Source organism: Cylindrospermopsis curvispora GIHE-G1 (genome assembly GCF_014489415.1).
Taxonomy (GTDB): domain Bacteria; phylum Cyanobacteriota; class Cyanobacteriia; order Cyanobacteriales; family Nostocaceae; genus Raphidiopsis; species Raphidiopsis curvispora_A.
This window is the reverse complement of the sequence record NZ_CP060822.1, coordinates 823,289-835,819: the sequence shown is the minus strand read 5'-3', so window position 1 is coordinate 835,819 and position 12,531 is coordinate 823,289. Positions and strand designations below refer to the sequence as shown.

At 42.0% G+C, this 12,531-nt stretch carries 10 protein-coding genes; 3 read left to right on the top strand and 7 right to left on the bottom strand.

What is annotated here, in order from left to right:
* Positions 1-9: 9 nt before the first annotated feature.
* Positions 10-840 carry a photosystem II manganese-stabilizing polypeptide gene (psbO, locus tag IAR63_RS03995; RefSeq protein WP_187706669.1) on the bottom strand — a complete coding sequence of 277 codons (831 nt, stop codon included), beginning with the start codon at positions 838-840 and terminating at the stop codon, positions 10-12.
* Between the two features lie 306 nt (positions 841-1,146).
* Between psbO and IAR63_RS03990 the strand changes: the two genes are divergently transcribed.
* From IAR63_RS03990 to ftsZ, 3 genes are all read left to right on the top strand, one after another.
* Positions 1,147-1,527, top strand: coding sequence for a hypothetical protein (locus tag IAR63_RS03990; protein ID WP_187706668.1), 381 nt, complete (start codon positions 1,147-1,149; stop codon positions 1,525-1,527).
* A 58-nt stretch (positions 1,528-1,585) separates the two neighbouring features.
* The gene (locus IAR63_RS03985; RefSeq protein WP_187706667.1) at positions 1,586-2,464 is read left to right on the top strand and encodes a cell division protein FtsQ/DivIB; all 879 of its coding nucleotides are present in this window, start codon (positions 1,586-1,588) and stop codon (positions 2,462-2,464) included.
* Between the two features lie 158 nt (positions 2,465-2,622).
* Positions 2,623-3,915 carry a cell division protein FtsZ gene (gene ftsZ, locus IAR63_RS03980; protein ID WP_187706666.1) on the top strand — a complete coding sequence of 431 codons (1,293 nt, stop codon included), beginning with the start codon at positions 2,623-2,625 and terminating at the stop codon, positions 3,913-3,915.
* On the opposite strand, the gene gshB is transcribed toward ftsZ, so the two are convergent.
* The 6 genes from gshB to IAR63_RS03950 form a co-directional block, all read right to left on the bottom strand.
* Positions 3,877-4,854 carry a glutathione synthase gene (gene gshB / locus IAR63_RS03975; protein ID WP_187706665.1) on the bottom strand — a complete coding sequence of 326 codons (978 nt, stop codon included), beginning with the start codon at positions 4,852-4,854 and terminating at the stop codon, positions 3,877-3,879. The genes ftsZ and gshB overlap by 39 nt on opposite strands.
* Positions 4,851-5,126 (bottom strand): glutaredoxin 3, encoded by a 276-nt coding sequence (gene grxC, locus IAR63_RS03970; RefSeq protein ID WP_187706664.1) that lies wholly within the window; start codon positions 5,124-5,126, stop codon positions 4,851-4,853. The genes gshB and grxC overlap by 4 nt, the downstream gene beginning before the upstream one ends.
* Positions 5,127-5,201: 75 nt before the next feature.
* Positions 5,202-6,959: a GTPase HflX gene (gene hflX / locus IAR63_RS03965; protein ID WP_187707350.1), complete on the bottom strand. Its 1,758-nt coding sequence runs from the start codon at positions 6,957-6,959 to the stop codon at positions 5,202-5,204.
* A 97-nt stretch (positions 6,960-7,056) separates the two neighbouring features.
* Positions 7,057-8,382, bottom strand: a complete 1,326-nt coding sequence (locus IAR63_RS03960) for an ATP-binding protein (RefSeq protein WP_187706663.1) — start codon at positions 8,380-8,382, stop codon at positions 7,057-7,059.
* 27 nt (positions 8,383-8,409) lie between these two features.
* Entirely contained in the window at positions 8,410-9,987 is a 1,578-nt protein-coding gene (locus IAR63_RS03955) for a tetratricopeptide repeat protein (RefSeq protein ID WP_187706662.1), read from the bottom strand.
* Positions 9,988-10,040: 53 nt separating this feature from the next.
* On the bottom strand, positions 10,041-12,452 hold the full coding sequence (locus IAR63_RS03950) for a heavy metal translocating P-type ATPase (protein ID WP_187706661.1): 2,412 nt from the start codon (positions 12,450-12,452) through the stop codon (positions 10,041-10,043).
* Positions 12,453-12,531: the final 79 nt, after the last annotated feature.

Below are 12,531 nucleotides of genomic sequence, written 5' to 3'. Positions count from 1 at the left end.
GGTCAAGTCCTAACTGTTTGTTGACACCCGACCATAGAATAAACCGCGAATCTTCACTTCCTTAGGCTCACCAGCACCCAAATCCGTATCAGAGGGCTGCTCACTTTCGAAAGTGCCAGCTATTTCACCAGTGGAATTATCCACTCTAGATACTTGTAGAGAAATCTTGCCTTGGAGAATTTCTGTACGCTTTACATTAGTACGAGTTAAATCATCAGCATCAGACTGAGCTGGTAAAGCTACAGCATTGTCATAGCCACTTACCACCCCACGACCTTTAGGATCAAGGAAAGAAGCTCCACGATAGGAAGGAACCTTAAACTTACCTTCAAAGTCAGTGGAAGTATTGATGTTGATCGAGTTAGGTTGTGTTTGTGCAACTAAATCTTTGATAGTGAATAGGAAAGGTACTAGTTCACCACCAGGTAGTTTAACGGTAATAGCTTGGAAGTCAAAACCATCTTTTTCTACAAAGGTCAAACTATTATCTGGATTTATTTTCAGATCCCCTTGCACTTGGTCAATGGTAGATGTGTATCTAGTCAACAATCTACCAGGCACAAATTCAGCTTCTTGCCTTTTATTAGCTGGTTCTTCTTTGACGAAGTAACTCGTAGGTTCTAAGCAAAGTTCCTTAATAGTATAGGACTGGTTGCTGTCTAAATTAATAGAGCCACGACTAACCTCTGATAGCTGAGGACACTTATTAGCTAAACCAGTTCCTCTAATTTCTTCATAAGTTAGTAGATCTTTGCCGCTGGATGAGGTAGCATCACTGCAAGCGGTTATTAGACCCAAGCATAAAGCTAAGAAAGCAATTATTAAAGCGCGATATCTCATGGTCAACCTCAATGTCGTTAATATCTAAGTTGTAAAACTGCTCTACATTCAAACTACCATTGAGGGGAGCATCAATCAATTGACCAATTTAACGATGATAATTAATCAAGTCAGCGGAAACCGGGAGTGTTAACCTAATCTCTCGGTTTATCGGTATTTTAAATGGGCAGTTTGTCTTCTGATTCCGTGTTATCCTGGAGTAACGTTCAGTTATTCCAGCTTCTGCAAATCTTTGAAGAGCGTAGCAAGAAGTGCCTCAAATGTCAAGCCGTCCACAAGGACGGGGTTTCCAACCCATAATTTCCGATGAAGAAAGACCAAAATCTGCCGTTGGAAGATTCATCCAGCAGCTTACAAGCAGTTAACAATGCAGTTAGGGAAGCAGTTACAGCTTGTCAAGGTGAGACAAAAAACTTACTAAATTTATTGAGACAATTAGAGTATTTACACAAAGAAATTCGTGATGGAGTTTTTCAAGATGGTTTACCGGAAAATCGTCAAGAACTGTATACCCTTCTGAAAGATATTGAATCCACTGGTGGATGGCCCTATATTGAGCGTATGCGATTGCAATGGTTTCTAGTAAACTTAGCTACCAAAAGAAATGAATATGATGCGGAAATAGAAATTTGCCATCCTCAACCCCATACTGATGATACTCAAAGCAATAAAAGTAATATAGAATAGTAAGCCAATCGTGGTTGTGTCTGATACCAAGAATTGCAAAAACTAGAAAGGGGTTGTAATGACAGGCATGTTATCGGTTTCTCGTCAGGATTTGGTTAAACGGAGACAAAAATTGCGTCGCCATAGACAAGTGAAAATTCTTACAGCTGTTTGGCGAATTCTAGCCACTAGTAGCATTGCAGGGGGAATGTTTTGGATAATATTGGGACCGGTTTGGTTGATCACAACTCCCGGACAAATTTTGATGAGATCGGGGAATCAAATACTACCCCAGAAAACAGTTCAAAGACTGCTGCAATTTTCTTATCCTCAGTCCTTATGGCGAATTAGACCCGCTGCAATTGCCCAATCTCTGGAAAGACAACCAACTATTGCCCAGGCAATAGTTAAGCGTCGTCTGTTTCCACCTGGGTTAAATATTGAGATTCAAGAAAGACTACCAGTAGCAATGATTCAACCTTCGTCAAAATCTAATGCAACTAATTGTCTCTCCAATCCTCAGGCCCCTTCAAAAAAAGTCACCTCACCCGCAATTCCATGTTCGCAAAATCCCAAAGGTGATGATATAAATTTAATAGATGCCAGTGGAAACTTGATCCCTTGGGAAAAATATATTGCCTTCAATCCCCAGGGTAAATTACCTGCTTTGAAAGTATTAGGTTCACCAGAACAATATCACCCTTACTGGGTTCTGGTGTATCAAGCCATCCGAGAGAATTATTTAAACGTAATGGAAATTGATTTTCGAGATCCGACAAATGTGATTTTCAAAATGGAATTAGGTACTGTACATTTGGGGATTCCTGTGGTGCAATTAGATCAGAAAATACAGAGGCTCAGGGAAATGGGTAATTTAAAAGCAAAATTTAAATCTGGGGAAATAGTGTATATTGATATCCAAAGTCCTGATTACCCATTAGTACAATTGCATCAATAACCACCAATTTTTTTCAGGGTTGCACATTCGGTATTAGACTGTTTGTGGAATAATTTGTTTCCATAGATGATAATAGTTTTCACAGGCTATAGTTGACTCTATGTTTGATTTTCGGATTAAGAACAGCATAAAAAATCATCCACGTAATTTTGTAAACTATGACACTTGATAATAACCAAGAGCTTACCTATAAAAACTCCCAATCTTTTGGACACCCAGGGTTATCCTTATCAGTTAATTCTAGTAATCCTTTTGGCGGTTCCGGGCTAAACTTAGGACAGGGTAGTGATAATACAAAGATGTTGGAAGCTAAACGGATTGGGGAAATTGTTCCCGGAAGGGTCGCCAATATTAAGGTAATTGGTGTTGGTGGTGGCGGGGGTAATGCAGTGAACCGGATGATTGAATCTGATGTGACCGGGGTGGAATTTTGGTCCATTAATACCGATGCTCAGGCTCTAACCTGGGCTAATGCATCAAGTCGTCTGCAAATCGGACAAAAATTAACTAGGGGTCTAGGTGCTGGGGGTAATCCTTCCATTGGTCAAAAGGCGGCGGAAGAGTCCCGTGATGAAATTGCTACCGCTCTGGAGGGAGCAGATTTGGTATTTATTACTGCTGGTATGGGGGGCGGTACAGGTACGGGTGCGGCTCCCATAGTGGCGGAAGTAGCTAAGGAAATGGGTGCCCTGACAGTGGGGGTGGTTACTAGACCATTCGTCTTTGAGGGACGACGACGTACTAGTCAAGCAGAACAGGGTATTGAGGGGTTAAAAAGTCGAGTAGATACTTTAATTATTATCCCTAATAATAAACTTTTAGAGGTTATACCTGAACAAACTCCCGTACAGGAGGCATTCCGCTACGCTGATGATGTATTGCGTCAGGGGGTGCAGGGTATTTCTGATATCATTACTATCCCAGGTTTAGTCAATGTTGATTTCGCTGATGTGCGAGCAGTTATGGCTGATGCTGGATCTGCTTTGATGGGAATTGGTGTGAGTTCTGGAAAATCCAGGGCCCGAGAAGCAGCAATTGCAGCCATTTCATCACCTTTGCTAGAATCCTCCATTGAGGGTGCTAGAGGGGTAGTGTTTAATATTACCGGTGGCAGCGATCTCACACTCCATGAGGTGAATGCAGCTGCAGAAACTATTTATGAAGTGGTTGATCCCAATGCTAATATTATTTTTGGAGCGGTAATTGATGACAGACTACAAGGAGAGGTGAGAATTACTGTGATTGCCACTGGCTTTACCGGAGAAGCTCCTGTGGCCACCCCCCAGACTGCTATTAATTCCAGAGGTCCTAGTACGCCACCTAAAAAACCAGTACCTCAAACTCCGGTTAATCAACCACTAAAAACCGATACAACTCCCCCGCCCTCCAAGCTCCCAGACATACCAGACTTTTTACAAAGGAGACGCCCCAATCCCCGCAATGATGAGTGACAACACTTCCCTAGACAAATGAGTGCCATTGAGACGGTCGATTTCCCTGATTCCTGTGGGACTGGTAACATTGACCTCTGTCAAATAGCCACCAATGATGTCAATACCAACAAAAATTAACCCATCCTGACACAGTTTGTGGGCTAATAGTTGACAAATTTCTTCCTCTCTGGTGCTAATTTCTGTTTTTGCCACCGTACCACCCGCAGCCATGTTATTGCGAAAATCATTGCCACTAGCTAGACGGTTGAGCGCCCCCATAGGTTGACCATTAATTAAAATGATCCGCTTGTCCCCATTTTTCGCCTCTGGCAAATAGGTTTGCACCATGACTGGCAATCGCCCCCGCATGGTGCTGATCTCAACTATGGAATTAAAATTGCGATCGCCTGCCTGCACAATCAATATTCCTTCCCCGGCCTTGTTACCTAAGGGCTTAATAACTGTTGTGCCTTTCTTTTCCAGAAAGTCCCGAATTACATCTTTATCTGCACTAACAATAGTTTCAGGAATTGCTTCTTTGAATTGTAGTGCATACATTTTTTCATTGGCAGCTCTGATACCGCTAGGGGAGTTAACCACCAGAGTTTTACCAGGGTCAATGTAGTCTAAAATATAAGTAGCATAGAGGTAGGAATCATTAACTGGGGGATCTGTCCTCATAAAGACAGCATGCATAGATTCCAAGGGAGCAAAAACAGCCTGACCCAAATTATACCAAGGATTTGCTGCTACCCAACGTCCCTCCACCAATTCGACTGGAGTTATTTCTATAGGTTGGAGTAGGGCCCAGGCTTGACTGTGGATAACATTCAGTAGGTTAACCTGAGTTATCCAGACCTCATGTCCCAGGATTTGTGCTGCTTCCATCAGGGCCACACTGGTATCGTGACAGGGGTCTAGCTGATGGATGGGATCAATAATAAAAGCTAGTTTCACTGCTGGTCCCCAGAATTTTGCAGTAGTGGATCCAGACCCCCTCTACTGTTTAGGTCGTGAATATCATCACAACCACCAATGTGGACATCATTAATAAAAATTTGGGGTACAGAGCGTTTCCCATTTGCCCGAATAGCCATTTTGCGCCTTGCTTCCTCATCCCCATCAATTTTGTATTCGGTAAATTGTACCCCTTTAGCTGTAAGCAAGCCTTTGGCACGTATACAAAATGGACAATTATTCCAAGTGTAAATTTCTACTTTTGCAGTCATAACCTTCCTAATCAGATACTCCCTAATCCTAGATAATTTCTAATTCTACATCATCAATTTGACATTCCCATGTTTTTAAAATCCTTGTTCTTGTATTATTGGTTCTAGAGCATATTCAATCAACTGTGACAATCGTAGTCTGAGAGTTTCCAACCCCAAACGCTGACTAGCTGATATAAACACACTCAAAGGAAATTCCTCCCGTGCGGAAACTAGTACTTCGTTATTGACCTGATCAATTTTATTAAAAACAACTAAAGCAGGTCCAGGAGTAATAGGCATTTGAGCTAGAATTTCTCGCACTGATCTAATGTGACTTAACCAAGCAGAGTGGGATAAATCAACTAGATGTATTAAGGCATCCGCTTCTGTAACTTCCTCCAAAGTAGCACGGAAAGCATCCATCAAAGAATTGGGCAACTCATGGATAAACCCCACAGTATCCGTAATTAATGCCTCCCGAACTTGATGGTTTTCCCCTTGCGGAATAACTAAACGACGGGTGGTAGGGTCAAGAGTGGCAAATAGCTGATCAGCTGTATAAACCTGGGCATTAGTTAGGGCGTTAAGTAGAGTAGACTTACCCGCATTGGTATATCCCACTAAAGCCACTGATGGTATTTCCCGATGTTGTCGTTTTTGACGCAAACGGCAACGATGGGCCTGCAATTGGTTAACTTCCTGTTGCAGTCGGGAAATACGTCTTTGAATGGCTCGTCTTTCCGTTTCTAGTTTGGTTTCACCAGGTCCACGAGTTCCTATTCCGCCTCCCAACCGTGACATAGCCCTCCCCCTACCAGTTAATCGTGGTAGCATATATTCCAGTTGAGCTAGTTCTACTTGTAACTTCCCAGCTCCCGATTGAGCCCGCTGGGCAAATATATCCAATATTACTTCTGTACGATCAACTACTCTAATACCAATCTGGGATTCTAAGTTTCGTACTTGAGCGGGTGATAAATCCCGATCAAAAACAATCAGATTGGCTCCCTGAGTTTGAGCAGTTAAAGCCACCTCCTGGACTTTTCCTTGACCAATAACCGTTTGGGGATGAATGCGCGATCGCTTTTGCTGCAGGCTTTGTAATACCTCTCCTCCTGCTGTATCTACTAACCTAGCCAGCTCCGCTATAGTATCTTGGAATTGTTGGTCACTTACATCATCAGTGAATACCCCTACAACTATGACTCGGTCATGATCCCCATTTACTTCCTGTCCAACATGTTCCCGCTCAAATTCTGCTTCTAAACCCTCTACCAAACCTAGAAAATCCAGTTGGGCAATTGCATCTAAACTTAAGGGGGGTGAAACGTGAAAATCAGGAGATCTAGACTCCCCAACAGTCATAGCCGATGAGGAATTAAAAGATACCTGTAGACTATTACACACTAAATGAGCTAAGTAAACCTCTTTCACATAACCAGTTGCTCCCCCACCCCTTTTTGTAAATCCTGTACCTGTGAGATTTAAAATAACCAAAGCATCCAATCGCTGTAACAGCATTGCTGTCAGTGCTGCTTCATGGGGAGGTTCTGATTTGAGATTCGTTGCTATGCAGCGAATTCCACTTAGTCTTTCTGCACCATAGCGGGGAATTTCCATGGGAGGAATTTGAGTTTGACGCACAGTGCCCACACCAACCCTGATTACTTTTCCTTTGCGATTAATATAAGAACAAACAGGTTGATTTATCTCTGTACTAATTGCAGCCAGCCTTTGAGCAAACTCAGATGTGGTAATAAAATTACCTGATACGCGCTGATGATACAGCCGTTGTAATTGTCTTAGTTGGCTGGATTTTAAACCCTGTAGATTTCCGAAAATAGTCTCTATAGGCCCATGACCAGTTACCTGGCCCTCCAAATCATGTTCATATTCTAACAAAAACCAGAAAACTGGAAAGATAGATTTTGCTACCAGGCGTTGAAACTCACAAAATGTTTGCTAGAGCTTCTTTAAATTCCTGGATTCCCTGAATCAGCGGGTGAATATCATACCAGCGCTGTATTTCCCCTTCTTTATCCAAATAGCGATATTCTAATAAACAACGATTAAACATCAGATTGCGATACTGATCATCATTAAGGATGCGTTTGGAACGGGATACTTCTGCCAGCAAAGGCCATTGATGATTTTCTACAGCACGGCGGTAGGTATCCCTAGCTTGAGTAATAGCTCGTCGAACTGCTCTTTCAGATACGGGTAAATATTGGGTGCGTCCAATGGCATCCTGGGTCAATAGTAATAGATTTCGGACGTGACCTCCACTCATTAAACAAAGTTTTTCCAAAGTGTCTGGACTGTCAAAAATTTCCGTTTCCATACATATATTGGGTGCAAATTGCCGAACTCGTCTCCCAATTACCTCGGTTAACCTTTTCAACCCTGGTTGATAAACTTCCCCCTCAGGAGTGCGCACCATCACCATTGGTAAAACTTGGGGATCACCATAAATGTCGCGCAGATCAGTAGCTCTAGTGGAATAAACCATAGCAATGGGAACTGTGTAGATGAGGTGACAGTCCAGAGACTTGAGCTGCTCACACCGATCTAGAAAAACCTCTTCATAATTAGTCCGATTTCCCTCCTTCACCAGTATCATCCGGTCTAAGTTATCAACAATTACTGCTAATTGGTGTTGTTTCGATGGTAACCGTTTCTTCGCGTCTCCAATAAATTCATTTAACACCCTAATTAAAGTTACTGTGTGGGGGTTTACCTTCTCTCGAATTTGTTGGCGTAGTTCGGGAACTGCTCTTAGGTTAGCTGTTAACTTAGCAAACTGAGTAATTTGCATCTCTATGTTCATATCCTCAAGATGGATTTCTGTCAGTGCTAAATCTTTTAGATCTTGCCAGCGCTCTTTCAGCCAATTTAGTACTGGTTGAGGATTACCTATTTGTTGTAAATCTTTAAGTAACCTGCGGGTGCAAGCCAGAAGAATATCAGTATAATGAGCATCCTCTGAATCTATATCCTCTTCATCAGCGGCAAAATAAATTACGTAAAAATGCCTCTCTTCCAGATATTTCTTCAATCTTAGTAATTCAGTAGATTTACCTGCTCCTCTGTGTCCAGAATACAGTTGACAAGTATTTCCCCGTGCCAGCTGAATGCGATTTCCCAATTCCTCCAAAATATCTGCTTCACCTCTAACGTCTTGACAGTCTACATAGTTAGGATCTCCTGCTGACAGAGGTTGGAACGGGTTAAAGGCATTGTAAAGGTTCTTGAGCAGTTCCGCATTTTGGGACATAAGTAAACAGCCTGGGTTAATTGGAGGTCAATCGTGAAAAGTTTTATTAATTAAAGCCTGAAAGCGTGCATCTTCTCGAATGCGATCAAAATCAGGATCAGCTTTTGCCCTTTGTGTAAATTCTTCAGGTTTGAGACTAACTGCATTTTCTAAGTTTTCTAGTGCTTCTTGAATTCTACCCTGAACTGCATAACAACAGGCTTTGTTATAAAAAGCATATTGATCATCTGGCTTGATTTTCAGAGCTTGATCATAAGAAAAGATTGCTTCTTCTATGCGTCCTAGATCGTCCAGTGCATTGCCTCTATTGTTCCAGGTATAGTGGTCATCCGGTTTCAGTTTCAAGGCCTGATCATAGGATAAAACAGCTGCTTCGTTTTGTTTGAGTTTCTTTAGTGCAACTCCCCGATTATACCAAGCATAGTAGTCATCGGGTTGCAACTTTAGCACCTGATCATAACAGAAAATTGCCTCCTGATATCTGCCTAAATTTCTCAGAGCAATACCTCTATTGTTCCACACATTACTCTCATCCGGTTTAATTTTTATGGCTTGACCATAAGATAGAATTGCCTCTTCATTACACCCTATATTCCTGAGTGCATTACCCCGGTTGTACCAGAAATAGTGATCATCGGTCTTAATTTTTATGGCTTGATTGTAAGATAAAATTGCTTCTTGGTCTCGATGCAACTTACGCAGGGAATTACCTAGTGCATACCAGCAAAACGGGTCATCTGGTCGTAATTTCAGAGCCTGGCGATAGGATACAATGGCGGCTTCATACCTGGATAAACTAAACAGTGCATGTCCGTGATTACACCAAGCACTATGATCATCTGGTTGAAGTTTGAGTTCCTGCTCATAAAATGTAATGGCTGTTTCGTATTCGTTAGCGGAATACAGTAGATTCCCCATTTCAAATAACAATCTAGCTCTGTTGCTATCATTTTGGTATTTTTCTGTCAGAAGTTCTTGAATTTCCAACATTGTTTCGATTTTCTGTTGGGGGGTAAGCTCTAAATATTTTTTATAGTCTCCCTCTACAATTAAACGACGAGATTCTTCGTCCACCAACTCTGCTGTGGTTGGTAACTCATACACTCCAGATCGCCAATCAAAAAAGTCTGGGGCACGATGAATCAAATAATTTAGAGAAAATGACCGTAGTAAGAACACAAAGCAAAATGAGAAATCATCTCTGAATCTTTCTCGCTGTTGATTGAGATGATTTAGTATGGGTGGCACTTTGGTTAAGTTGGTAAACTGTCCCTCTGTAACTTCACCAAAATTCCTTTTCTCATACTTGTATAGGGAGTATTCCAAACCTTTAACTAGGAGGATATCAATAGTTTGTCCCTGCACATAGTTTTTCACATGCTCATAGAACTTCTCTATTGGTTCGTATAAGTTTAGTAAAGCTATTTTTTTGTTGGCTAGATCACGACTAATACGTTGAACAAAGTTATCAGCTTCAATAGGTGTGCACTGGACAAAGTACAGGCCAAATCCCACTTTTCGTTCCAGAGTGGAAATTAAATCCTGATATATTTCCTGCGGATCTGGTGGTAGATCATCATCCCAGTTAGAATGGTTAGGTTTCATATACAATTCGATAGTAGATGCTATGGAAGAAAACAGGACTTATCTGGGAACTATTAATTTTGAACAATGCATTTTTGTAGTTTCACACCTCTTAATAAAAGAGAGTTAGTCACCACGCTAACAGAACTAAAAGCCATAATCGCAGCAGCACTGGAGGGAGTTAGGACAAAATGTAAGCTGGGTAAGAGAACCCCAGCAGCTAAGGGAATGGCAATGGTGTTATAGGCAAAGGCCCAAAATAGGTTTTGACGAATTTTAGTGAAAGTTTTACGAGCCAGTTGAATAGATGCTACCACATCACTCAAGCTGTCACCCATGAGGACAATTTCCGCACTTTCCATAGCCACCTCTGTTCCTGAACCTAAGGCAATTCCCACATCTGCTTGGGATAAAGCGGGTGCATCGTTTATACCATCTCCCACCATAGCTACCACACAGGAATTATTACCTACATTTAAGCTACCCTGCTGGAGAGAAAGAATTAGTCCAGATTTCTGCTCTGGAGTAACACCAGCAATAACACTGGTACTATCGAGACCAAGCTGTTGGGCAATAACAACCGCTGCTTCTAACCTATCACCGCTGAGCATCATAACATGTAAACCCATTTTTTGCAAGTGGTTTACTGTTAATTTTGCATCAGGTCTAATGGTATCACTAACAGCAATTAAACCTGCCAACATGTGATCTATAGCCACACCAATGACTGTTTTTCCTTCCTTTGCCAGCTTTTGTCCTTGTTGTTGGGCAGTGGTACTGATAGTAATTCCATGATTGTTTAACCATTCCCAGTTACCCAACAGCACACTTTTCCCCTCTACTAGAGCGGAAACTCCCATACCTGGTTCTGTGTAAAAATTCATGGCATGGGGGATGGGTAAATTTAGCTTTTCTCCCGACTGCTGTATGGCTTTTGCTAGGGGATGACAAGTGCCTTTTTCCACCGCTGCTGCTAATTGGATCAAATTGGCAGCGTCTATATCTGTTAGTGGCATACAGTCTGTAACTGTGGGATCACCTGTGGTAAGAGTACCAGTTTTGTCAAATACGATGGTGTTTAAATGGTGAACCTTTTCTAATACATCTCCGCCCTTGATTAGTAACCCAGATTCTGCACCTACACCAGTCCCTACCAAGATGGCTGTGGGTGTGGCTAGTCCTAAAGCACAGGGACAAGCTACTACCAAAACTGCGATCGCCAGTTTTAAACTAATAAGGAGTGCCGAATTTTGATCATTGGGTAGGGGGATAGAATGATTACCCATAACCATTCCAGAAGCAATGTACACCTCTGGCCAAACACGAGTTCCCACAAAATACCAGAATGCCCAAGTTAGAAAAGAAGCTGTTAAAACAGCATAAGTAAAATAACCAGCAATGGTATCAGCCAATTTTTGCACTGGAGCTTTACGAGTTTGGGCGGTTTCTACCAGAGCAACAATCTGAGCCAAGGTAGTATGTTCACCGGTTTTCCTAGCTACAATCGAGACAGTCCCTGACTGATTAATAGTTCCCGCTGCAACCGAATCTCCTGGTTGTTTAATTACAGGAACAGCTTCCCCAGTCAACATTGATTCATCAACGGTGGTTTGTCCAAACTGCACCTGACCATCGACGGGAATTTTATCCCCTGGTAGTACTTGTAACCACTCTCCTACTCGTACCTGTTCAGCTGGTATTTCAATAACATTAATGTTGGGACTAACTGCTAATTTCTGTCCATCAGGGTTGACAATTAGTCTAGCAATTTGTGGTCTTAGGGCTAACAATTGATGAAATGCTGATGCAGTACGCCCTTTAGCTTGTTTCTCCAAGGTTTTACCCAAAAGGATAAAGCCCAATATCATTACTGGTTCATCAAAGAAACAGTCCCAACCCATGCGGGGAAATAAAAGTGCAACTAAACTGGTAATGTAAGCAGTTAAAGTTCCTAAAGCGATTAAGGTATTCATATTTGGGGATCCTCGTCGCCAACCCAACCAACCATCTATAATGATTGGACGACCAGGAAACAGGAGTGCAAGAGTTGCCAATGTACAATGAAACCAAATGTTATTTAACCCAATGCTACTCAAAATGGGAAATAGATGACTGCCAAAGTGTCCCAGTCCTGAAAACAACAACAGTCCAAAAGCAACTATTAACTGCACAAAAGCAGATCTCATTTCTTGGTCTTGCTTTCCAACCCTGCTGGATCCCTGAGTGTTTCGCATTTCTGAGGGGAACCCTTTCGCTGTTAATACCTGTGCCAGCGTATTCCCCTCAACAGCATCCACTTCTATTTCTACCACAGCAATTTCCGTAGCTAGATTCACACAGGCGCTTTTTACCCCCGGGTGTTGGGTTAACTGTCTTTCTACTGCTTTTACACAGCCAGCACACTTCATACCGCTAACATCGAGTATGACTTTTCTAGTTGTTGCAGCGCTTTCTTCTGTCAATTCATTTTTTTGTGCAAGTTGCATAATAAGTTTGGAATTAGCAAAGAACTTAAATAAGGCTTTAGTTCAGGCGTTCTGGCTCGCCTCCATCCTAAGACTATAT